The organism is Mycobacterium sp. smrl_JER01, assembly GCF_048513595.2.
In the GTDB taxonomy this organism is placed as follows: domain Bacteria; phylum Actinomycetota; class Actinomycetes; order Mycobacteriales; family Mycobacteriaceae; genus Mycobacterium.
The window spans coordinates 5519048-5542175 of record NZ_JBLXXK020000001.1 but is presented as its reverse complement, the minus strand read 5'-3'; the positions used below and the strand labels follow the sequence as shown (position 1 = coordinate 5542175).

Genomic DNA, 23128 nt, shown 5'->3' with positions numbered 1-23128 from the left:
GCGGGCGGGGTCGGATGGAGGTGCGGTTGGATGGACACCGTGGCGACTGACTTCACCGGACTGAGAAGGGGCGCACCGCTGGGCGATCCCCGGCTGGACCTGTGCGATCTGTATGTGTTCCCGACGCCGAAAGATCCCACCCGCACCGCGCTCATCCTCACCGCGAACCCGGACGCCGACCCGCTCTATCCCGGCGCCGTCTACCGGATCGCGATCGACAACGACGGCGACCTGCGCAACGACATCGCGTTCAACTTCGTGTTCTCGGAGCCCTCGCACGGTCGTCAACGGGTGGATCTGCGCCTGGCGCTGCAGTCCGAGGCGCGCGTGAACGCCGCGGCGGGGTCGGAGATCTTCGGTGACGTCGATGTGTCCTTCGACGATCAGCCCCATGTCTGGCGTTCCCGGGGCGGCGCGTTCGTGTTCTTCGCCGGCGCCCGTCGCGATCCGTCCTTCACCGACTCCAACGTCATCGCGATGGCCGTCGAGCTGCCCACCAGCTACCTCGGGGCGGCCCCCGATGTCCGGATCTGGGCGCGGTGCAGCCTGATCCGCGACGGCCAGTGGGTGCACGCCGACCGCGTCGCGCACCCGTGGATCAGCGGGTTCTTCACCACCGACGACGAGCTCGCGGAGTTCAGCGCAGGCGAACCCAATCGCGACCGCGCCCACTGGATGGGCCACCTGATCGACCTGATGGCCGACACCGGCGGTTACAGCCGGGAGGAGGCGATCGCCGCGATCGAGGCCGAGGGCACGCTGCCGGACGTTCTGACGTTCAACCCGTCCAAACCGGCCGCGTATCCGAACGGGAGGACGCTGACCGACGATGTCGCCGACTACCGGTCGAGATTCCTGACCAACGGCCGCAAGGGTGTCTGCGGTTTGAGCACACCCACCGACCTGCTCCCCGAGTTCCCGTACCTTGGCCCGCCCCGCTGACGACGGGGACGCGCCGGCGTCCCTGCTGCTTGGCGCCTACCGGGCCTGCGAGACGCTGCCCGTGGTCGGTGGGCTGTTCACCCGGGGGCGGCAGGAGGTACAGGCCGTGCTGTCGCTGGTCGTCGCCGCGGTGATCGCCGAACTCGACCTCGACGAGATGGTGCGGGAGCGGATCTCCGCCGAGACCGTCGACGCGGTGATCGCGCGGCTGGATCTGGTGGCGCTGGCCAACACCGTGATCGACGGGGTGGACCTGCGCGCGATCATCCGGGAGTCGACGAGCGCGGTCACCGTGGACCCGGAGGCGGTGGCCGGTTTCGTGGACCGGATGCGCGGTCGCAGACAGCGGTTCCGTGATCGTTCCTGACGCCGCCGCCGTATTCGGCATAGGATCTCGCGCATGCCGCTGAGCGACGGCGAGGTGATCTCCGGGTACACGATCTCGCGGCGGCTGGGCTCCGGCGGGATGGGCGAGGTCTACCTGGCCAGACATCCCAGGCTGCCGCGCTATGACGCCCTCAAGGTGCTCTCGGCCTCGGTGTGCGCCGACAGCGAGTACCGGGAGCGGTTCAACCGCGAAGCCGACATCGCGGCGACGCTGTGGCATCCGCACATCGTGCAGGTGCACGACCGCGGTGAGTACGAGGGCCGGTTGTGGATCTCGATGGAACATGTCGAGGGCACCGACGCGGCCAAACTGCTCGCCGAGCGATACCCGAACGGGATGCCGCCGGGTCTGGTGATCCGGATCGTCACGGCGGTCGGGGAAGCGCTCGATTACGCGCATCAACGCGGGCTGCTGCACCGCGATGTGAAACCGGCGAACATCCTGATCGCCGATCCCGAGACCGACAACGAGCGGATCATGCTCGCCGACTTCGGTATCGCACGCCGGGTGGGTGAGGTGAGTAACCTGACCGGGACGAACATGACGGTGGGGACGGTGGCCTACTCGGCGCCCGAGCAGCTGACCGCCGATGAGTTCATCGACGGCCGGGCAGATCAATACGCGTTGGCGGCCACCGCGTTTCAACTTCTCACCGGGTCGCCGCCGTTTCAGCATTCCAACCCGGCGATCGTCATCAGCCAGCACCTGACCGCGCGGCCGCCCTCGATCTCGGTGCGACGCCCTGAGTTGTCCTCGCTGGGAATGGCTTTCGAGAAGGCGCTGTCGAAGTCACCCGCGGACCGTTTCGACCGCTGCGTCGATTTCGCCCGAGCGCTGGCCAACCGCAACGCCGCAGTGCTGCCCGGTGTGGCCCTCGACCCCGACGCCACCATGTACGCCGCCGCGCAGACCGGGCCCCGTCACGCGAAGCCCGTCGCCGGACCGAGTTCGCGGCGGCGCGGTGTGCTGGTCGGCGCGGGCATCGTGCTGGTGCTGCTCGCGGTGACCGCGGTGGTGCTGCTCGCGCAGTTCGAACGCCGCGAAGGCCGCAACGAGGCGCAGGCGACCAGCTCCGCGACGGCACCGCCGACCACGGCGTCAGCCGGTGTCGTGCTGCCGGTCGTGGTGGTGGGAGCCGACTGTGCCACGTTGGGCGCGGCAGGGGTCACCGAGGGCGGCGCGCCGGCGTACTGCGCGCGGCTGGTGTCCACTGGGGCGCCGTTGTGGTCGCTGTATCCGGGGGAGATCCCGCATCCCAGCGGGGCGCCCGAGCCGGGCTCCGACACCGGCGGGCCGGACACCCCGGTGCTGGTGTGCATGCAGCAGACCGGGCAGAGCCAGGTCGACTGCCACGACGACATCCTGCAGGAGAACACCGATCCGGGCGCCAACGACAACCAGGCATCCGCCGATACCCAGTCCCCGAACTGAGCCTCAGGTGGCTCCGGCGGTGGTGGCGACATCGTCGCCGAACCACTTCTCCTTGATCAGGTTGTAGGTCCCGTCCTCACGCATCCGGAACAGGGCCTGATTGATCGGCTTGCGCAGCGGGCTGCCGATGTTGAACACGAACCCCTGGGCCTCCTCCTGGAACACCGGACCGGCCATCACCGCCACCCCTTCCCCGCGATGAGCCACGTAGTACCGCAGCACCGGGGAATCGAACACCACCGCGTCGTAACCCTCCTCGCGCAGTAGGTGGTAGGAGCCGTCGATGGTCTCGGTCTCGGTCGCGTGGATACCCATGTCGCGCAGGTAGTCGGCGGCGGTGGTGCCGCCCACGGTCGCCACCGATTTCTCGTAGAGGTCGGCCGGGCCGGTGATCTTGGCGTCCAGCTTGGCCACGGTCAGCGTGGCGCTGAGGTTGGCGGAGTAGAACGAGATGAACACGATGCCGGCGAAGCCCCACAGGATGGCCAGCGACCGGGTGATGGTTTTGGTGGCAGCCGTGCTGTTCTTTCCGACGAGTGATCCGATGCCCCAGCTGAAGGACTCGAAGATGCCGGGAAAGTAGGACCGGGACACCACCGGCTTGGCTCCGCGACGCTCGATGAGCCAGTACACGTGCGCCGGGATGACGCTGACCACCACCGCTGCGCTCAGCCAGATCAGCATGGTGCGGGAGAACAGCAGGTCGAGATAGCCGCCGAGACCGGGCACCGCGGGCCGGGTGTCGTGGACCGGGACGATGATGGCCAGCCCGCCCTCCAGGGTGGGCTGGGAAAAGTCGAAACGTTCTTCCCGGTCGGCGGTCAGCGAGATCGCACCGATCGCGATGTCGGCGCGTCCGTCGGCCACAGCGGCCAACTGGCCGGCGACGTTGTCGGTGGTGACGAACTCGGTGTCCCAGTCCAGCCGGTTGGCGATCTCGTTCCAGAGGTCGATGCTGAACCCGGTCAGGTTGCCGGTGGTGGTCTCCATGACGAACGGTTCCAGGGTGTGGATCGCCACCGAGACCGGCTCCGACTGCTGATCCGCCGCGGGCTGGGCGGCCGCGGGAGGGGCCAGCAGCAACATCCCGAACAGCATGGTCACGGCCAGGACATAGCGGCGCGAACCCACGAAAAGACCACTCCTTCGGTTTTCGGGCGGTCCCGCTACCCTAGCGACCCGTGTCGTGGCGGTCGCGCGAGATGTCCCGACGGCTAGATGATCGGGAGGCCCAGCCAGTGGTCGACCATGAAGTGGTCGCCTCGCGCCACGACGGTGGCGCCGCCGTGGCCGGGGTAGTGGGCCGGGATCACCATGGCACGACGGCGCGCGGCCTCGGTGAGGATCCGCTTGCGGGTCACCGCAGCCGCGGCGGGGTCCACGTCGAACGCGCACGCATCGTCAGGGCGCGGCAGCTGGATCGGGCTGTGGGTGAGGTCGCCGACGAACACCGCCGGCGCGCCCGCGTCCAGCCAGAGCGCCGAGGAGCCCGGGGTGTGCCCGGGAGCGGGCCGCAACCAGAGCGATTCGCTGATGCGGTGGTCACCGGAGAACAGCTGCATCTGCGGTTCGACCGGCGTGACGCTGTCGACGAACACCGTGCGCATGTGCTCGGCGACCTCGGGGTTGTCCGGGGAGAAATGCCGGTAGTCGGGCTCGGGGATCAGGTAGCGCGCGTTGGGGAACGTCGGTACCCAGCGATCCGCTGCGGTATCGGCGCCGCCCGCGGCGTCAGAGTCGCGCAGCCGGGTGTTCCAGCCGACGTGGTCGGTGTGCAGGTGGGTGTTGACCACGACGTCGACGTCCTGCGGCTGCACGCCGGCGGCGGCCAGCGCAGCCAGGAAGTCGGTGTCGAGCTGGTGCAGCGGCGGCATGTGCGGACGGTCGCGGTGGTTACCGGCCCCGGTATCCACCAGCACGGTCAGCCCGTCGACGCGGATCACCCAGCTCTGGATGACGATCCTCCACTCGTCGGCGGTGCGGTCCCAGAACGCCGGTTCGAGCAGGCCGGAGTGTGCGGGCCAGGCCTCTGCGGGGGTCTGGGCGAACAGCGACGTGCGCATCTGCACCCGCACCTCGACCACCCGTGACAGCGCGGCCCGGCCCAGGCCGATGCGCCCGGTCACGGTTGGAACCGCATCGGCCCCGGTGACCACAGCCCCGAGTGGGTGGTGGACCCGAGCTCGATCTCGGCGGGCTCGGCGTCGACGATGGTGTCGAAGCGGCGCAGCGAACCCCAGTCCTGACCCCAGTCGTTGGACAGGTAGGTCGACATCACCGAGGCGCGCAGCAGCAGGTCGGTGATGCCCAGCAGGCCGCCGTTGATGCCGTCCTGCCAGGTGTCGGTGCTCTGCAGTTTGGCGAAGTAGTCCGGTGAGATCCGGAATCTGGGAATCTCGGTGACACCGTTGGCGTGCAGCATCGGCTGTTGGCACGGGAACGCCAGCCCGACCGCCCAGTCCATCAGCACCGGCTGCTGGGAGCCGACGTACTCCTGCACGGAGCGGACCTCGGGGACCCGTGGCGGCGTCACCGCCACCCAGTCACCTTGACCCAGCGACAGATCCTCGGCGATCACCCGCACCGCGACCGCGTCGTCGGCGATCTGGGCACGCGGGAAACGCAGGTTGCGCCAGGACGGGGTGGGGCCGATGTCGTACGGACTGACCCGGCCGGCCAGTACCGGGGCGCCGTCCGGGCCTGCGGTGGCGTACTCCAACTCGACGGTCTGACCCGAGGTGAACGCGTTGGCAACACTGGTGCCCGCGATCGTCCCGGCGGCGGTGATCACCACGAGCGGGTGCGCGTCATCGGCGGCCGGAAGCGCATACCACGCCGATGTCAGGCGGCTCTCCTGTTGCGGCCCGGTCGAATACGTCCCGGCGACCGGGACCCGGGCCGGGTCCAGACCGTAGGGCAGCGGCACCGTGGAACCGTTGACACCTGGCCGGGACAACGCGATTGGACGGTTCCAGTCGTAATCGGTGCCGGGTTGCGGATTGTTGAGCCGGATCGCTTCGGCGATGATCCGGTCCGGTACCCCGTTGGGGGAGAAGCCGGTCGCGTCGACGCCGCCGAGCGGCCCCAGCGGTCCCCAGAAGGGTTGACCTGGTGCTGGCGGAATCGGTTGCAGGAAACCATCATTGGAGTTCGGTTCGACCAGCACGTCGTCGGCGAGGCCGCACCCGCCGGCGAACGCGCGGATGTTCGACCAGCCGTTGGAGTAGGTGGGGTACTGACGCACCACCCCGATCGCGAGCGAAGCCATCATGAACACCACCATCAGGCCGGCGGCGAGCGGGATCGGGGCCGCGGTCAGCGTGTGGACCAGCCGAGACTCTTGCTTGTTGCCCACGTGCAGCAGGAACGCCCACAGCGCCGCGATGCCGAACAACGCGAAGAACACCGCGCTGACGGTCACCCCGCCCAGCTGAGGCACCGAAGTGTTGTATGGCACACCGAAATTCGAGACATACCACCAGCCGTTGGTTGACGCGAAGCTCAGCGCCAGAACAAACAGCACCGCGGCCAGGAAGGTCATGCGGTTGCGCGCCGAGCGCAGCACCACCGGTGACACCAACACCGTCGCCAGCGCAGCCATCGCACCACCGGCGGCCGCGAACAAGCCGAAGTGGTGGACCCACTTGGTGGGGGTGAACATCAGGAAGAAGATGGTGGCGAAGATGACGCCCATCAGCCGCCACGCCGGGCCGCGGGCCACGCCGGGAACCCGCTTGCGCCGCAACATGATGAACAGCGACGAGAACAGACACAGCGCGGTGAACAGGAACGCCACCCGTCGTGCGATGGCACCGTCGGTGGTCGGCAAAATCAGGTAGTAGTAGCGCAGATTCTCGGTGTACCACTCCTGACTGGGCCCGATCGCGGTGCGGATCTTGGTGGCCTCCAACACCGTCGCCAAAGTCTGGTCGGCGAACACCACCGCCAGGATCACCGTGCCCGCAGCCAGCAGCGGTGCCAACAGCGGCCACAATCCGACCGTCTGGCGGCGGCGCATCAGGATCCGCAGGATGGGGCGTCCGCCGGCGACCAGCGCCGCGACCGCGATCAGACCGGTCGGCTGGATACCCAGGGTGAACGCCGCCGTCGTGACGGCCAGCGCGGCCGGCGTCAGCCGGCCCGAGGTCACCGCACGCTCGATCAGGACATAGGTGATCAGCGCGCCGGTGGCGATCTGCCCTTCGGGCCGCAGCCCGTTGTTGAACGGCATCCACGCCGCCAGCAGCACCAGTCCGGCCGCCCAGAGCGCGGCCCGGCTGCCCGACACCGCGGGACCCAGGCGGGGCAACACCTCGCGCGACAGCAGCAGCCAGCACACCAGGGCACAGATCAGATCCGGCAGCCGGATCCAGATGCTGGCGGTGCTGATTTGGGTCATCAGCGCCAGCACGTTGTAGTACCAGCCGAACGGATCCTCGGGACTGCCGAACCAGCGGAAGTAGTTCGACATGTACCCGGCGTGTTCGGCGACCCGCGCCATCTGCAGGATGTAGCCGTCGTCGGAGGAGTTCGCGCCGATCACGTACCAGATGGCGAATCCGCTGATCACCACGCCGTCGACGGCGGTCACGGTGCGCCAGCGGGTCGGGATCAGGCGGTGCATCCGGCGCCCGTCGAGCCGGTCCAGGCGCCACAGCGCCAGCAGCGCGATGACCGTGCAGACGATCGCCAGCACGATCGCGGCCAACTTCAGCGCCGTCGGCTCCGTGGTGAAGCGGGTGTCGATATCGGCCGAGAACGACATCCCCGGCGGCGCCGGGCCGGTCAGGTCGGTGAACACCCCCACGATCGCCGGCCGCAGGTTGGGGTCGGCATACCCGCTGCGCAGCGGGGCGCCGTCGTCGTCGGTGAGGCCGACGAACTCGGCGAACGTGCCGTCCAGCGACGACGTGATCTCGATCCGCTCGCAACCGGTGCCGGTCACCCGGTCCCGCTCCACGCTGGCGACCACGACGTTGCGCACGATCACGTCGACCCGGCCGCCACCGGTTTCGGTGCGCTGGGTACCGCCGCCGGTCACGTTGACCAGCATCGCGTTGAGCGCGGCGTCGCGGCCCTCCGCCGGTGCGGTGCCCAGAACCAGACCGCCGTCGGCCGGCATGCCGGCGATCACCTCGCACGGCACGGTCGCGGTCAGATTCACCGGCGCTTGCGAGATCAGCGGGGCCGTCACGTTCGCGAGCTCGCCCTGCTGCGGCCAGTTCAATGTCGCCGTGGTCTGGGTGACGGGCAGCAGCGGTACCGCCACCGCCATCACGAAGCCCAGCAGACCGGCGATGGTGGCGACCCACCGCGCGATCCGCACATCGTCGCGGACCGATGTGCCGTTCACGGCTTTATCTGATGTGCCGTTCACGGCGTTGTCTGACGTGCCGTTCACGGCATCACCCGATGTGCCGCTCACGGCATCACCCGATGTGCCGCTCACGGCAGTGCCCTGATCGGTCCGCCTCGGTTCCAGCCGAACACACGCGTCGACCCTTCCTCGATCACGGCGTCGGGCGCCTCGTCTTCGGGCACCACCCGCAGATAGCGCTCCAACGAACCCCAGTCCCGGTACCAATCCCCGCGCAGATATGTCGGGATCGACTCGGTACGCAGCAGCGCCTGGATGAACAGGAACGGCCCGCCGTCCTGGGCGGCTTGCCACTGGTTCGACGACACCACGATCTGCTTGAAGTTCGGCATGATCCGGTACTCGGGGAGCTCGGCTATCCCCAGGCGCTCGGCGAACGGCCGCTGGCAAGGGAAGTTCGCCGCAGTGGCGATGTCCATCAGCACCGGGGTGTCGCGGCCCAGATAGTCCTGAGCGCTCTGCAGCACCGGCACCCGTGGCGGGGTGAACGCGAACCACTGGTCCTCGGACAGGTTCGGGTCGTCGGCCACGATGCGCGCCACATTGGCCTCCGGCGGTGCCCACGCCAGCGGGAAGCGCAGGTTGCGCCACGCCTTCTGGACGAAGATGTCGATCGGCTGCACCTCCCCGAGTTCCTCATAGGACCCGTCCGGCCGATGCACACCCCACTGCAGCTTCAGGGACTGGCCGTAGTTGAAGGAGCCGTCCTCGTTGTAGTACCAGATCGCCCCCGCCGCGGCGACAGACACCAACGGGCGGTCCGGGGTGCGGTCCGGCAGCTGGTACCACGCCGAAGTGGCCTTCGCCGCGACGGTGTTCTCGCCGAAACTGCCCATCACCGGCGTGGTGCCGGGGTCGAGCCCGAACGGCAGGAACACCCGTGAGCCGTTGACCCCTTCGGGCCCGTAGCCCCCACCGGTGCCTGCCGCGTAGCCGACACCGATATTCGGCTTGTCGACCGGGCCGTCGGAGTTGACCGTGCCCGGGTTGGCGGCCACCGGCTCGGCCGGCTCCAAGGTGTCGCTGACTCCGTTGGGGGTGAAACCCACCGGGTTCTCGCCGCCGAGCGGACCGTACTCGCCGAAACGCTGCCCGGGCACCGGGGTCAGCATGCCGGCGTTGGTGTCGGCCTCGACCAGGACGTCGTCGGCCATCGCACACGAGGTGCCGTCGAGCCCGGAGCGCAGCGCCGCGATGTTGGCTGCGCCGGTGGTGTAGACGGGGTACCGGCCCACCGTCGCCTTCACCATCGACCCCAGCTGCAGCACCACCATGATGACCGCCACCACCAGCAGCGGTGTGGACGCCAGCGCCCGGTTGCGCCCGGTGTTGGCGACCTCGGTGTGCCCGGCGTAGTCCATCCGGAAGTGCAGCCAGCCCGCGAGCAGGCCCCCTACGATGGCCAGCACCAGGAAGATGGTGGTGACCGGGTAGCCGACGATCACCGGCTGCTTGTCGAACCACGGCACCCCGTAATTTCCGGTGTAGAACCAGCCGTTGATCCCCGAGGTCGCCCACGCCAGCACGAAAAGCAGCGCGGTCACGTAGAGGGCCAGGTTGCGGCGGCTGTGCAGGCCGACCCGGGCGAACGCGAACGCCGTGACCGCACCCAGGGCGCCGGCCAGGCCCGCGAACACGCCGAACTGCACCGCCCACTTGGTGGGGGTGAAGGTCAACAACAACAGTCCGATCGCTGTGGTGCCGGCCAGCCGCCACACCGGTCCGTTCACCGCGCCCGGCAGGCTGCCGCGGCGCAGCAGCACGGCCAGCAGGCCGAACAGGCACAGCAGCAGGATCAGCACCGAGAAGCGCCGGGTCAGCGATCCGTCGACGCTTTCCTCGACGGTGAGGAAGTAGTAGCGCAGGAACTCCTGATACCAGGGGATGGTCGGCCCGACGACGTACTTGATGCGGACCGACTCCGCGACGGTGGCCAGCGTCTGGTCGCGGAACACCACCACGAACACCAGCGACGCCGCGGCCGCCAGCGGCGCCAACTGCGCCGGCAGTCCGGCGGCGGGACGACGCGCCGCCACGATCCGTGTCACACCGCGCGCACCCACCAGCAGCGGGGCGACCGCGACCAGTCCCTGCGGGGCCAACGTCACCGAGAACACCGCGACCACGATGGCCGCGGCGTAAGGCCACAACCGGCGCGTCCCCAACGCGTTCTCGACCAGCATCCACGCTGCGACCACACCGAACGCGATCAGCGGTTCGGGCCGGAGTCCGTTGTTGAACGGCAACCACGCGGCCAGGAACACCGCGCCGGCGGTCAGCACGGCGACCCGGTTGGCCGCGACCCGCCTGCCGAGCCGGGGCAGCACGCAGCGGCTGATGATCAGCCAGGTGCCGATCGCGGCAGCCGTGGCCGGCAACCGGAGCCACACGCTGGCGGTGCTGACCGACGCCAGCTGGGCCAGCACGCTCTGGTACCAATCGAACGGCGCCTCCGACGCGCCGAAATAGCGGTAGTAGTTGGTGATGTAGCCGGCTTCGCCGGAGACCCGGGCGATGGTGGTGTTGTAGCCGTCGTCCGAGGACAACGCCCCGACCAGGTGCCAGATCAACAGCCCGCCGATGACGGCGGCGTCGGTCAGCCAGGTCCACAGACCGGCGCGGTGCCGGCGGGCGCCGCGCGGGAGGCGCCGGCCCCAGGCACGGTCCAGCATCGCCAGCGCGACGACCGCGGCCAGCACGCACAGCACACCGAGCACCATGACGGCGAGCTTGAGCGTCGTCGGCGCCGTGATGAACCGGGTGTCGACGTCGATGCGGGCGCGCACCCCGGAATCGGGGGTCGCCTCCAGTTCGGTGAAGACACCGGCGACCTGGGGCCGCTTGTCCGCAGCGAGCGTGCCCGCGGCGCCTGGGATACCGACGAAGTCGGCGCCGACCGCACCGACGTCGGCCCAGATCCGCAGCTCGCTGCAGGCACCCGACTCCACGTCCGCGCGGGGAGCGACCGCGGCCACGGTGTCGCGGAACGCGACGTAGACGACGTCGGCGTTGGCGCGGACGAACAGCCCGTTGCGGCCGGCGTCGATACCGCCGGCCGGGATGGTGGAGAACACCACCCCGTCGTCGTCGGGCAACGTGGCGACCGCCGCGCACGGGATGGTGACCTCCAGCGCGCGCGGCGCGCCGGAAACCAGCGGGGCGGTGATGTCGCCGACGAACCCGTCCTCATCGGCGGCCTGGGGCCAGACGATGGTGGCGGTGGACTGAGTCACCGGAAGCAGCGGAGCCAGCCCGCACAGGACCATTCCGAGCAGCCCCGCGATGACGGCGACGAGACGGGCGGACGGGGCAGGCACGAGGCTCGATGGTATGCGACGTTTCTTTGTGCCGACCTCCGGCGTGCCGGGGCGCGGCCGAGCGGTCAACTCAACCGCAGCGGCGCCGGGCTCCACAGCCCGCTGCGTTGCTCGGTGCCCAGATCCAGCCGGGCCGGCTCGGCGTCGGGATAGAACGGCACCAGCCGTTGCAGTGCGCCCCAGTCGCGGAACCAGTCGTCCTTGAGGTAGGTCGGCACCGTCATGGCGCGGAACAACAGCTCGGTGATCCCGAGCGGCCCACCGCCGAGGTAGTCCATCACCGGCGAGTTGGCCTCGGCGCCGAACCGGTCGGGCAGGATCCGCCACTGCGGCACCTCGATCACACCGTTGCGGTGTCCGAACGGGCGTTGGCACGGGAAGGCCAGGCCGACGAGCCAGTCCAGCAGTACCGGATCGCTGGAACCGACGACGTCCTGCAGGGTGCGCAGTTCGGGGATGCGCGGTGGGGTGACCGCGATCCAGTGCTCGGGGCTCAGATCGTCGTCGCTGGCGACCAGCCGGATCCGGGTGGCCTCGGCCGGGATGGCCGACAGCGGTGCCCGGAGGTTGCGCCACGCCGGGGCGGCACCGACATCGCCGAACTCGATGCTGCCCGCCGGTTCACCGTCGGGGCCGGCCCATTGCACGACGACCTCGCTGGCATCGAATCGTCCGGCGGCCGAGATCACCAACAGTGACTCCGAGCGGTCCTGTGCATTCCAGCCGGGCGGGAGCTGATACCAGGCCGAGCGCAGGAACGCCGGTTGCTGGGTGCCGCTGCGCCAGCTGCCCAGCACCGGGGTGGTGGCCGGGTCCAGTCCGTACGGCAGGCGGGCACGGGAGCCGTTGACCCCCGCGGCGGCGGTGGTGCCGCCTTCGGTGCCGGCTTCGTTGCCGGTCTCGCCGCTGCCGTCGGAATCGGCGAAGTTGTCCGAGCCGGGCTGTTCCATGACCGGATCGGCCGAGACGTCCGACGGAATACCGTTGGGACGGAAGCCGTCAGAGGTCACCTCACCGAGCGCGTCGCCGATCGCGACCCCGATCGGGGTGAGCATGCCCGCGTTGGCGTCCGGTTCGACCAGGACGTCCTCGGCCATGCCGCATGTCTTACCGGTGAGAGCCTGCAGGTTGGACCGGCCCACGGTCCACGCCGGGTACTGCCCCAGCATCGCGACGGTCAGCGAGAACACCTGGAAAATGACCAGCGCCCAGGTCACGATCGCCAACGGCGCCTGAGTGATTCGCTTCCACCGCGGCGGCGCCACATCCGACGGCACATCGCGTCCGGAGAAATGCAGCCACGCCGCGACCAGCAACGCCACCAGGGACAGCCCCAGCAGCATGGTGGTGAACCCGAACTTCCATTCCGGGAACGCGTTGGACCATGGCACCCCGAAGTTGGAGACGTACCACCAGCCGTTCACCGTCGCGAACGACAGTGCGGTCAGGAACAGCACCGCGGCGGTGAACATCGCCCGGTTGCGGGGGGAGCGCATCGCGGCGGCCGAGATCGCGACCGCGGCCAACGCCCCGAGCGAACCGGCCAGCCCGGCGAACACCCCGAAGTGGTGCGTCCACTTGGTCGGGGTGAACATCATCGCGAGGAACGAGATCACGCTGATGCCGATGATGCGCAGGGTCGGGCCCGTTGCGGTCCCCGGAATCCTGCCCTTACGCAACGTCATCGCCACCGCCACCGCCAGTGCCAGCAGCAGGGTGAGGACGGCGAACCGGCGCGCCACCGAGCCGTCGGGGCTGGTGGTGAACAGCCGCGAATAGCGGATGTGTTCGTCGAACCAGGCCAGGCTCGGGCCGACCGCGGACTTGAAGCTGGAGGCCTGCAGTTCCGAGGCCAGGGTCTGGTCGCGGAAGATCAGGAAGATCGTGACCGTGCCCGCGGCGGCGATCGGCGCCAGCAGCGCGAGATAGCCGAAACGTGAGACATGGGCGGCGACAATGGTTTTCAGCGGTCCGATGGCGACGAGCAGAGCGCCGATCGCGGCGATGCCGGTGGGGCCGGAGAACAGGGTGAGCGCGCCGATGATGATCGCGACGGCCACCGGAAGCAGCCGGCTGGTCGCGACACCGCGCTCCACCGAGCACCAGGTGAGCAGGATGCCCAGCGCGATGATCGGTTCGGGGCGCAGGCCGTTGTTCAACGGCAACCAGAACGCCAGGAACAGGCCGGCGGCCGTCCACGCTGCGGCCTGACTGTGCTTGACCGCCGTGCCCAGCCGGGGGAGCACCTCGCGGCTGATCACCCACCAGCAGGCCAGACCCATCAACAGGGTCGGCAACCGCATCCACACACTGGTGGTGGACACGTTGGCCCACAGCGCGAGCAGATCGTAGTACCAGCCGAACGGCGCCTCCGGAGTGCCGAACCACCGGTAGTAGTTCGCCATGTATCCGGCGCCCTCGGAGACCCGGGCCATGGTCAGGATGTAGCCGTCGTCGGCGGTGTTGGCGCCGACGAAGTGCCACCACACCAGCACCGCGGCGACCAGTCCGTCCAGCGGGGTCAGCGACCACCAGCGTGGCGGCAGGAAGCGTTTGTGTCGTCGGCCGTCGGCCCGGTCGAGCACGTGCAGTGCGCCCAGCGCGATGACCGTCATCGCGACGCCGACGATCATCGCGAGCAGTTTGAGCAGCGTCGGGGAGGTGGAATAGCGGGTGTCGATGGTCGCCGAGAACTCCAGTCCGGGCGGCGCCGGACCGGACAGGTCGGTGAAGACCCCGACGATCTGCGGCCGGAAGTCGTAGCCGCTGCGCTCGCCGCGCAGCGGTTCGGCGGACGGCTCCTGGCCGGCGCCCTCGGGTTCGGTCTGCAGACCCACGAACTCGCCGGTGACGCGGTCGGCGTGTGCGGTGAACCGCAGTTGGTCACATGCCGGGCTGAGTACCTGGTCCAGCGGCGCGCTGACCACCGGGGTGTTGCGGACGATGACGAGCAGGTCGTCGTTGACCCGTTCGATGAGCAGGCCGCGGTCCACGGCGTTGGGTGCCTGTTTGGGCACCGTCGACAGCAGCACCGTGCGCCCGGGGCGGTCCAGACCCGCCGCGGCGCTGCACGGGACGGTGATCTCGAGATCGGTCGCGACATAACCGATCAGCGGGGCGTCGACGCTGCCCAGCACGCCCTCCTGCGGCCAGTTCAGCTCTGCGGTGGTCTGGTTGACCGGCAGGAACGGCGTCGCCACGGCCAGCATCGTGCCGAGCAGTCCCGCGACGATCGCGATCAACCGCACGGTGCGGTGGTTGGCGACCGCCCGTGTCGGTTCGACCGACGCCGCCTGCTGGACCACGGGGCTAGATGGTAGATGGCTTGCGGATGGCCAGCACGAACGGCCCGACGCTGGACACGTCGAACCGCGGGTCGTCGAACAGCGCGTCGTCGAGGGCGACGTGGTAGCGCCGCACGTTCGGCTGGTTGGGGTAGACGTCCTCAGCCAGGCGCAGCGTGTAGGTGTCATTGGCGCCGCGGCGCATCAGGAACACCGAGGGTGACTGCCACGGCATACCGTCGAGCGCCTCGACGAACTGGTCGGCGTCGGTCAGCAACGCCCAGCTTTCGATGGCTCGGGCGCGCTGGTCGAACTGCGCGAGCGGGTTGGCGTAATGCGAGGTCAATCCCTGGAACCCGTAGTAGGGGTAGTACGACAGGAAGCTGTAGTCGGCGGTGAGCACGACGGTCTCGTTACGGGGCCTACCCGTGACCTCCTGGATCCGGGCGTCGACCTCGCGGTAGTACTGCTCGGCTCCGGGCGGGCGCCGGTCGGCGCGCTGGCCGTAGCCGTCGGTGTCGGTGTAGGCGACGACGATGTCGGAGCGCAGCACATCGGGGATGTCCTGGCTGAAGGTCACCGCACCCAGCGTCCCGACCGCGGTGGCCACCGCCACCACCCGGTGTGCGTTGGCGGGTTTGACCCGGCGGGCAAGGGCCTTCGTCGCCTCGATGAACCCGAAGGCACCCGCGGCGGCCAACAGTATGGTCAGGGTCGGCTGCAGACGGAACGACAGCAGTGTGGTGCCGGCCAGGGTGGCCAGCATCGACAGCAGCGACCAGGCGTAGACACCCAACACCGCGACCGCCAGCGCCCCCGCCCGCGCAGAACTACGGGCGTAGATCACCAGCCACACCGTGCCGAGCAGGCACAGCGCCCCGAGCAGGGTGAACTGCAGCATCGGGAACGACAATTCGGCGCCGTCCTTGGGCAGATAATGCTGTGCGGTGCCGCTCTCGGCCGGAGCGCCGCGGGCGGCGGCCAGCAGATACGGGCCCCAGCCGATCAGCGCGACCAGACCGGAGATCACCGCGATGGTCAGCAGGCGCAGCAGGGGTTCCCAGTGGCGGCGGGTGATGGCCAGCAGTCCGGCCATCAGGGTCAGGGTGAACGCGGCATAGCCGAGCAGCAGGGTGTAGAACAGCCCGGTGACGCCGAGGAAGAGCCCGGTGCCGACGATCGCCGCCCAGCCGCCGTGGCGTCCGGTCCCCGGCTCGACGGGGCGGGCGCCGGCTCGCAGGCCGGACCAGGCGAGCACGAACACCGGGGGGAGCAGCACCGCGACGATGGCCGCGTAGGGCTCGGCGGGGGAGTAGGCCAGCGCCGCGGCGGCGGTGGCGGTGGCGACGACGAGCGCGTACTCGAAGCGGATCAGGGCGACCCACAGCACGAGGGCAAGCACGATCGCGACGGTGATCGAGACGATCGACCACGGTTTGAACATCTCCCAGCCGGGAGTGCCGGTCAACGCCGCGAGGCGGCCGCCGATCCAGAACCAGCCGGGCGGATAGAACGGCGGCAACCCGATGTAGGTCATGTCGTTGAGGGCGGGCTGGTCGGCGAACCGGGTCAGGTACTCGGTGCGGAACTGCTGGTCGACGGAGATGCCGAACAGATAGAGCCTGGTGGCGCCCAGCGGCATCGCGAGCGTGACGACGGAGAACGCCGACAGCATTACCGGGGCTCCGACTCGGGCCAGGGTCCGCCGGCCGCTGCGCCACAGCAGGCCGCAGCCGAGAAGTCCGATCAGGCAGGCGACCTGTCCGACGGTGGTGAGCGCGTGCAGTTGATTCGACGAGTTGTAGGCCGGCCACTCGACACGGGCGATGGCGAACAGACTGACCGCGGCGACGGCGACCGCGATCACGGTCGCGGCGATCATCTCGGCGGCCGTCCTCACCGCGGGCGCGGCCGCGGAGCGGGCAGCGTGCACAGTCGGGGTCGCTTCGCTGCTACCCACCGGATCAGATGGGCAGCTTGCGGAAGATGGGGCGCGGGATATGGCGCAGCACCATCATGACGTAGCGGAACAGGCCCGGAGCCCAGATCAGGTCCTTGCCCTTGTTCGATGCGGCGACCGCCAACTCGGCGACGTCTTCTTTGTCGACGGTGAAGGGCGCCTCCTTGGCCCCGGTGGCCTTCCAGTGCTCGATCGTCGTCGTCGTGCGCACCTGGCCGGGCCGGATGACCAGGACGTGAACACCGAACTCGCGCAGCGCTTCTCCGAGTCCCAGATAGAATCCGTCGAGACCGGCCTTGGTGGACCCGTAGACGAAGTTGGATCTCCGCACCCGCTCGCCGGCCGCGGAGCTCATCGCGATGATGCGCCCCGAACCCTGTGCGCGCATCTTCTCGCCGAGCAGGACTCCCACCGAAACAGCTGCGGTGTAGTTGATTCCGGCGATCTGCACGGCCTTGCGCTGGTTCTGCCAGAGCTCCTCGGCGTCGCCGAGCAATCCGAAGGCCACGACCGCCACGTCGACGTCGTGGGGGGCGCCGTCGGCGCGAAACGCCGCGTCGATCACCTCAGGGTGTTTCTCGGTGTCCAACGCGTCGAAATCGAGCCACTCGACAGCCCTGGCACCGGCGGCCCGCATCTGTTCGATCGCGGCATCTTTGCGGGGGTGGCCGGGCAGGTCGGCCAGCACGATCCGGGCGTGGGCATTGCGCAGATAGCGCTGCGCGATCGCCAGGGCGATCTCCGAGGTCCCACCCAGGAGCAGAATCGTCTGCGGATTGCCGGTCGCATCGAACACCATCTAGAGCAGCTCCAGTCGTCGGGCCATGTCGGAGGCGAAGACACCGTCGGGATCAACCTTGCGGCGCAGCGCGATCCATTCGTCGATGCGCGGATACATGGCGTGGAAGGTCTCGGCGGTGGTGCGGGAGTCCTTGGCGGTATAGAGCCTTCCGCCGAACTCCAGTACGCGCTTGTCGAGTCCGTTGAGAAACTCGTTGAGGCCGGGCGTGATCGGGAAGTCTACGCAGACGTTCCACCCGGGGATCGGAAAGCTCAGCGGTGCTTGGTTTCCCGGCCCGAACAACTTGAACACGTTGAGGAACGAGTAGAACCCGGACCGCTGGATGTCGACGATGATGGCCTTGAACTCGTCGACTGCGCTGGTGGGGACCACGAACTGATACTGCGCGAAACCCGCTGATCCGTAGGCTCGGTTCCATTCCCCGAACATGTCGAGCGGGTGGTAGAACTGCGTCAGGTTCTGCACCTTGCCCCGATATGTGCCCGACTTGCGGTACCAGAGCTCACCGATGGGACCGAACGTGTACTTGTTGGCCAAACCGTTGGGGAACACGTCCGGGAACGTGAGCAGTTGCGGCGCATCGAATTTCAAGGGATTCTTCTGCAGCTTCGCGGGGAGCTGATCGAGAGTGGCCAGTGAGCCGCGGGAGATCGCGGCGCGGCCGAGTTTGGGCGGCGGGCTGATGGCGTCGAACCAGGCGCTGGAGTAGGTGTAGTTGTCCTCGGTGCCGTCGCTGTGGAAGGCGATGGTCTCCTCGAGCGAGGCGGTGACGTCGCCGTCGGCGATGAAGTAGGCCGTCTCGGTGGGCGTCATCTCGATGGTGGCCCGCAGGATGATGCCGGTCAGTCCGTTGCCGCCGACGGTGGCCCAGAACAGGTCGGAGTCGGCTCCGTCCGGGGTCACGGTCTGGACCTCGCCGTTGGCGGTCAGCAACTGCATGGATCGGACATGGTTTCCGAAGCTGCCGGCGCTGTGGTGGTTCTTGCCGTGGATGTCGCAGGCGATGGCACCGCCGATGGTGACCTGGCGGGTGCCCGGCAGTACCGGGACCCACAGTCCGAGCGGGAGCGCGGCGCGCATCAACTGGTCGAGGTTGACCCCACCGTCGACGTCGACCAAGTGGCTGTCGGCGTCCATGGAGTGGATGCGGTTCAGCGCGTTCATGTCGATGACGAGGCCGCCGCCGTTCTGGGCGTTGTCGCCGTAGGAGCGGCCCAACCCGCGTGCCAGAACGCCTCGGCCCGGGGACTCCGCAGCCCGGGTGACCGCGGTGACGATGACCTCGGGGTCCGGCGTCGACAGCACCTCGGCCACCGACGGGGCGGTACGTCCCCAGCCGGTCAGCTGCCTGGTGGTGGTCGCGAATTCGGTGCTCGACATCGTCACAGAGGGTACCGCCTGAGTCGCGACGCTCAGCGCACCGCGATTGATTGCGCGGCGGCTACGCTCCGGCCAACCGGAAGATCACCGCGCGCTGCACGATGAAGTTGATCACCGTTGCAGTGCCCTGGGCGATGACGAAGGCGACCGGGACCCGCCACGGCTGATTCTCGAATTCCATGTAGAAGACGTAGTTGATGCCCACCTGCACGGTGTAGGTGACGGCGTAGAGGACCACCACGGCGACGAAGCGCGCCTTGGACGGCGGCGCCTGGAACGTCCAGCGCCGGTTGATCAGGTACGCGGTGGTGGTACCGGCGACGAAGCTGAGTGTTTTGGCGACGTTGACGTGCAGCCCCGCCGCCAGCAGCGCGACGTACAGACCGAAGTCCACGACCGCGGACAGTCCGCCCGTGACCAGGAAGCGCCAGATCTGCGTCTTCAGGCTCAGCTGCGGTGACATCGGGGGCTCGGCCACCCGCGCAGCTTACGGCCACCCGCGCGGTCGCCGGCCCACGGCCACCGGCTGCCCGCCGACCGTCTCGGCCGCTGAGTACGCCGAGATTGGGCTCAGGGCCGTCAATCCGGAGCTGTCACCGCCCGGAACGCAATCTCGACGATCGGCCCACGCGTCAGCCGCTCAGTCGGCGAGGTGTACCGGCGGGTCGGCGATGGCGGGATCCGCGACGTGCTGTCCGGGGCCCATCAGATTGCAGATTCGTTCGGGCACCTGGTGGGAGCTGAATCCGCTCGCGACACCGCGGGGGACGCCCACGCACCGCAGCCAGGTGCCATCCGGTTGAACGGGCCCGTCGCACTTGCTGATGAACCCTCCGCCGAGCACACACCCGGCGCCCGCCGGTGGCGCCGACGTGATCAGCTGGGTGGCCAGCAGCAGTGCCGCCGATACCCCGACGATGCCGCGTTTCATGGTCGTCTCCCGTCACCACGCTGTTGGGGAAGCTTGCCGGCGAAGCTGTCGGTGAGTTGCCGATTGCACGAGATGGCAAACCGCCGGCGGCCCCGTCACCGACCTCCGACGCTACCGGCTGTCCCAGCCGTTTTCCGGTCTTTGTGTCGGCCGCTGCCGAGTGTGACGCCGCGCCGGGGCGGCTCGTCATCGATCGGACCGCCCGGTCGCCGACGGCGCGTGCGGTGCGCTGTGGCGATATCCGGGGCGGGGGTGCGGGGGTGGATTCCGGCCATCGGCCGTGCAATTCCTGCCACCGGAATTATCTGCCTGACCTGCTGGTTTAACCGGTCAGATCGGAAAGATCGAACACCGCCAATCACCACCACCGAGTCGAAACCGCGCGACACGCTCCACGGCTGCGACCCCGACACAGGGAAGAGCACACCATGAAAAACCTCACCATTGCCGCCACCACCGCCATCGCCGCCGGCCTGTCGGCCGCAGTAGTCGGCCTGGCTGCCCCCGCCGCGGCGGCACCCACCGCCGGCAACGCCGATGCCACCATCGCCCAGCTGGAGGCCCAGGGCCACCGGGTCGTGGTCAACCGCCTCTCGGGTGCCCCGCTGTCGGAGGCCTCGGTGGTCGGCGTCCACAAGGGCGGCGACATCCGCTCCACGGTCCGCGACAACCGCTACGACCGCCGCATCTACCAGAACAGCAAAACCGGCGCCAGCGTCTACTACGTCGACGTCAAATAACACCCGGCACCGAGATGCCGAACCCACCGAACCCGCCGAGATTGCCCTCAGGGCGGTGAATCCAAGCCGAGATTCACCGCCCGCAAGGCAATCTCGGCCACACTTTGTCGGCCCGGACTAAAGCCCACTGGCCCGCAACACCTCGCACAACGCGTCCGTCGCGGCGGGAAAGGCATGTTCGGCCGGCGCCGCGAATCCGATGATCAGCCCGTCGCGGTCGGCGACCTGCCGACCGGCTCTCGGGTGACGCATGATGGCAAGTCCGGACAGCGCGACACCGGCCTCGCCGGCGCGGCGCAGGACACCTGCCTCGGCACCGTCGGGCAGGGTCACCACCATGTTCACCCCGGCGGCCAGTCCGCTGATCCCGACATCGAATGTCTCAAGCGCCGATGCCAACAGGTCTCGGCGCCGCCGGTAGCGCATCCGCATGCGTCTGATGTGCCGGTCGTAGTACCCGCCGGCGATGAAGTCGGCGAGAGTGAGTTGGCTGATCGCGTCGACGTGGAACTGCTGACCGCCCGCCACCGCAACCACGGCGTCGGCAAGGCTGTCCGGCAACACCATCCATCCCAGCCGCAGCACCTGGGACAGGCTTTTGCTCGTCGACCCGAGGTAGGCCACCCGATCCGGGCGCAGCGCCTGAAGGGCTCCGACGGGTTGCCGGTCGTAGCGGAACTCCCCGTCGTAGTCGTCGTCGAGGACGAATCCTCCTGTGCGCTCGGCCCATTCGATGACGGCGGCGCGCCGAGAGGGATGCAGGGCCATGCCCAGCGGGTTGTGGTGCGCCGGAGTGAGCAGTGCTGCCGAGACGTCGAGGCCGTCCAGCTCGGTGACGACGGCGCCGTCCGCGTCGACGTCGACCGGCGCGGTCGAGACCCCGGCGGCCTCGATCGCGTCCCGAAAAGTGAACAGGCCGTAGGCTTCGACCGCGATCGTGCCCCCCAGCGCACGCGCGAGTAGCTCCACGGCGTGGCGGACCCCTGCACAGATCACGATCGATTCCGGTGTGGTGCTCACTCCCCGCGCTCGCGCCAGGTATTCGGCCAGGGCCGAACGCAATTCGGGCCGGCCGCGTGGGTCTCCCATCCGCAGCGCGGCGGTGGGGGCGTTGATCAACGCCCGCCGCATGCTGGCCGCCCACTGGGTCCGGGGGAACTCCGCGACGTCCGGTGATCCGGGCATCAGGTTGTGGGTGGGGACGACGCGCGCGCCGGACGGGCGGGGTGGTGCAGGTGGGCGCCGGACATCCCGCGGCACGGTGTTCTCGGCGACCCACGTCCCGGCGCCCTGCCGCGACGCCAGCCACCCTTCGGCGACGAGTTCGGCATAGGCGTCGGCGACGGTGTTGCGGGCCAGACCCAGGTCACCGGCCAGCGTGCGCGACGGCGGCAGCAGGGTGCCGGGAGCCAACCGTGCGGTCCGCACCGCGTCGCGCAGCGCGCCGACCAGCGCGTCCCGGGTTCCTCGGGCGCCCGGCGTCAAGCTCGCACGCAAGTCCAGGTGCAGGTCGCGACTACCCGAATTGGCCCATGAACTCATCCCGAGATTGAACCACTTTGGTGATCCTTTCCCGGGTTAGCGTCGATCCATGACTCAGACTCTCAGCACCCAGGACCGGCTCAAGATCTACAAGACCTCGCCCGAGCTGTACGACGCGATGATGACGTTGTCCACCGCGGCTGCCCGCGACGTCGACCCCGAACTCGGCGAGCTCATCAAAATCCGCGCCTCGCAGCTCAACCGCTGCGCCTTCTGTCTCGACATGCACACCCGTGACGCCCGCAAGCACGGGGTCAGCGAGCAGAAGCTGGACCTGCTGGCCGCGTGGACCGAGGCGGGAGACCTGTTCGACGAGCGGGAGCGTGCCGCGCTGGCGCTCACCGAAGCCGTCACCGAACTCGGTCGCCACGGAGTTTCCGACGCCGTCTACGAGCACGCCGCCCGGGTGTTCTCCGATCGGGAACTCGGACAGGTCATCGCCATGGTGGTGACCATCAATGCCTGGAACCGCATCAATGTCACCGTGCGCATGGCCGTTGCGCGGCACTGACACCGCCGGGGAGCGGGAACGCCGGAAGTGCCATTGGACTCTAGGACGGTCACCCCAGCGCAGCCACGATGAAGCCATGGATGCGACCACCTCCCCTGAAGCGCCGGTCACAGAGCTCACCGAGACCGAGAGCTGGCAGCTGCTCGGCAGCGTGGCCCTGGGGCGACTCGTGACGACCGTCAACGGCTGGACCGAGATCTTCCCCATCAACTTCGTGGTGCAGAACAAGACGGTGCTCTTCCGCACCGCAGAGGGCACGAAGCTGCTGACCGCGGCCCTCAACGAGTACGTCGTGTTCGAGGCCGACGACCACACCGTGGCCGAAGGCTGGAGTGTGATCGTCCGGGGCAAGGCGCGTCTGCTGGCGACATCCAACGAGATCGCCGAAGCCCGCCGCGCCGGACTCTATCCGTGGATCGCCACCCAGAAGGAGCGGTTCGTGCGGATCACGCCGCAGTCGCTGACGGGTCGCCGCTTCGTGTTCGGGCCCGAACCCGAGGACGGCAGCGAGCTGGCCAGCTGA

General features: G+C 68.9%; 17 protein-coding genes. 6 read left to right on the top strand and 11 right to left on the bottom strand.

Translation table 11 applies throughout. From position 1 onward, the window contains the following. Positions 1 to 39 precede the first annotated feature (39 nt). The 3 genes from ACNUDN_RS26120 to ACNUDN_RS26110 are packed head-to-tail and all read left to right on the top strand — an operon-like array spanning position 40 to position 2761. Entirely contained in the window at positions 40 to 942 is a 903-nt protein-coding gene (locus ACNUDN_RS26120) for a DUF4331 family protein (RefSeq protein ID WP_419125321.1), read from the top strand. Continuing rightward, positions 926 to 1309 (top strand): hypothetical protein, encoded by a 384-nt coding sequence (locus ACNUDN_RS26115; RefSeq protein WP_419124589.1) that lies wholly within the window; start codon positions 926 to 928, stop codon positions 1307 to 1309. Before ACNUDN_RS26120 ends, ACNUDN_RS26115 begins: the two co-directional genes overlap by 17 nt. Positions 1310 to 1342: 33 nt before the next feature. Next, entirely contained in the window at positions 1343 to 2761 is a 1419-nt protein-coding gene (locus tag ACNUDN_RS26110) for a serine/threonine-protein kinase (protein ID WP_419124588.1), read from the top strand. A gap of 3 nt (positions 2762 to 2764) precedes the next feature. On the opposite strand, the gene ACNUDN_RS26105 is transcribed toward ACNUDN_RS26110, so the two are convergent. The 10 genes from ACNUDN_RS26105 to ACNUDN_RS26060 all read right to left on the bottom strand — a co-directional run bounded on the left by ACNUDN_RS26105 (position 2765) and on the right by ACNUDN_RS26060 (position 19812). After that, entirely contained in the window at positions 2765 to 3892 is a 1128-nt protein-coding gene (locus tag ACNUDN_RS26105; protein WP_419124587.1) for a transporter substrate-binding domain-containing protein, read from the bottom strand. A gap of 83 nt (positions 3893 to 3975) precedes the next feature. Further along, positions 3976 to 4887 (bottom strand): MBL fold metallo-hydrolase, encoded by a 912-nt coding sequence (locus ACNUDN_RS26100; protein ID WP_419124586.1) that lies wholly within the window; start codon positions 4885 to 4887, stop codon positions 3976 to 3978. After that, positions 4884 to 8114 carry an arabinosyltransferase domain-containing protein gene (locus ACNUDN_RS26095; RefSeq protein ID WP_431960917.1) on the bottom strand — a complete coding sequence of 1077 codons (3231 nt, stop codon included), beginning with the start codon at positions 8112 to 8114 and terminating at the stop codon, positions 4884 to 4886. Before ACNUDN_RS26095 ends, ACNUDN_RS26100 begins: the two co-directional genes overlap by 4 nt. A 92-nt stretch (positions 8115 to 8206) precedes the next feature. Next, the gene (locus ACNUDN_RS26090; protein ID WP_419125319.1) at positions 8207 to 11404 is read right to left on the bottom strand and encodes an arabinosyltransferase domain-containing protein; all 3198 of its coding nucleotides are present in this window, start codon (positions 11402 to 11404) and stop codon (positions 8207 to 8209) included. 116 nt (positions 11405 to 11520) lie between these two features. After that, entirely contained in the window at positions 11521 to 14760 is a 3240-nt protein-coding gene (locus ACNUDN_RS26085; protein ID WP_419124585.1) for an arabinosyltransferase domain-containing protein, read from the bottom strand. Positions 14761 to 14764: 4 nt separating this feature from the next. Beyond that, positions 14765 to 16621: a galactan 5-O-arabinofuranosyltransferase gene (locus ACNUDN_RS26080; protein WP_419125318.1), complete on the bottom strand. Its 1857-nt coding sequence runs from the start codon at positions 16619 to 16621 to the stop codon at positions 14765 to 14767. 82 nt (positions 16622 to 16703) lie between these two features. Continuing rightward, positions 16704 to 17498, bottom strand: a complete 795-nt coding sequence (dprE2, locus tag ACNUDN_RS26075) for a decaprenylphospho-beta-D-erythro-pentofuranosid-2-ulose 2-reductase (protein WP_419124584.1) — start codon at positions 17496 to 17498, stop codon at positions 16704 to 16706. Next, positions 17499 to 18881, bottom strand: a complete 1383-nt coding sequence (gene dprE1 / locus ACNUDN_RS26070; RefSeq protein WP_419124583.1) for a decaprenylphosphoryl-beta-D-ribose oxidase — start codon at positions 18879 to 18881, stop codon at positions 17499 to 17501. Between the two features lie 61 nt (positions 18882 to 18942). After that, on the bottom strand, positions 18943 to 19344 hold the full coding sequence (locus tag ACNUDN_RS26065; RefSeq protein WP_419125317.1) for a GtrA family protein: 402 nt from the start codon (positions 19342 to 19344) through the stop codon (positions 18943 to 18945). Positions 19345 to 19521: 177 nt separating this feature from the next. Then, a complete protein-coding gene (locus ACNUDN_RS26060) occupies positions 19522 to 19812 on the bottom strand; it encodes a CDGP domain-containing protein (RefSeq protein WP_419124582.1) in 291 nt (96 codons plus the stop codon). A 428-nt stretch (positions 19813 to 20240) separates the two neighbouring features. Between ACNUDN_RS26060 and ACNUDN_RS26055 the strand changes: the two genes are divergently transcribed. Next, positions 20241 to 20552 (top strand): hypothetical protein, encoded by a 312-nt coding sequence (locus tag ACNUDN_RS26055; RefSeq protein WP_419121673.1) that lies wholly within the window; start codon positions 20241 to 20243, stop codon positions 20550 to 20552. Between the two features lie 117 nt (positions 20553 to 20669). Here ACNUDN_RS26055 and pdxR read toward each other — a convergent pair whose 3' ends face one another. Continuing rightward, positions 20670 to 22094 (bottom strand): MocR-like pyridoxine biosynthesis transcription factor PdxR, encoded by a 1425-nt coding sequence (pdxR, locus tag ACNUDN_RS26050; protein ID WP_419124581.1) that lies wholly within the window; start codon positions 22092 to 22094, stop codon positions 20670 to 20672. Positions 22095 to 22143: 49 nt separating this feature from the next. On the opposite strand from pdxR, the gene ACNUDN_RS26045 reads away from it, so the two are divergent. After that, positions 22144 to 22605, top strand: a complete 462-nt coding sequence (locus ACNUDN_RS26045) for a carboxymuconolactone decarboxylase family protein (RefSeq protein ID WP_419124580.1) — start codon at positions 22144 to 22146, stop codon at positions 22603 to 22605. Between the two features lie 76 nt (positions 22606 to 22681). Beyond that, complete coding sequence (locus tag ACNUDN_RS26040; protein WP_419124579.1) at positions 22682 to 23128, top strand: pyridoxamine 5'-phosphate oxidase family protein; 447 nt, start codon at positions 22682 to 22684, stop codon at positions 23126 to 23128.

Coding starts and splice junctions, on each gene's coding strand:
- ACNUDN_RS26110 (WP_419124588.1), top strand. CDS start 1,343: ATGCCGCTGAGCGACGGCGAGGTGATCTCCGGGTACACGATCTCGCGG.
- ACNUDN_RS26090 (WP_419125319.1), bottom strand. CDS start 11,404: ATGGTCCTGTGCGGGCTGGCTCCGCTGCTTCCGGTGACTCAGTCCACC.
- ACNUDN_RS26080 (WP_419125318.1), bottom strand. CDS start 16,621: ATGATCGCCGCGACCGTGATCGCGGTCGCCGTCGCCGCGGTCAGTCTG.
- dprE2 (WP_419124584.1), bottom strand. CDS start 17,498: ATGGTGTTCGATGCGACCGGCAATCCGCAGACGATTCTGCTCCTGGGT.
- dprE1 (WP_419124583.1), bottom strand. CDS start 18,881: ATGTCGAGCACCGAATTCGCGACCACCACCAGGCAGCTGACCGGCTGG.
- ACNUDN_RS26065 (WP_419125317.1), bottom strand. CDS start 19,344: ATGTCACCGCAGCTGAGCCTGAAGACGCAGATCTGGCGCTTCCTGGTC.
- ACNUDN_RS26060 (WP_419124582.1), bottom strand. CDS start 19,812: ATGAAACGCGGCATCGTCGGGGTATCGGCGGCACTGCTGCTGGCCACC.
- ACNUDN_RS26055 (WP_419121673.1), top strand. CDS start 20,241: ATGAAAAACCTCACCATTGCCGCCACCACCGCCATCGCCGCCGGCCTG.
- pdxR (WP_419124581.1), bottom strand. CDS start 22,094: ATGAGTTCATGGGCCAATTCGGGTAGTCGCGACCTGCACCTGGACTTG.
- ACNUDN_RS26045 (WP_419124580.1), top strand. CDS start 22,144: ATGACTCAGACTCTCAGCACCCAGGACCGGCTCAAGATCTACAAGACC.
- ACNUDN_RS26040 (WP_419124579.1), top strand. CDS start 22,682: ATGGATGCGACCACCTCCCCTGAAGCGCCGGTCACAGAGCTCACCGAG.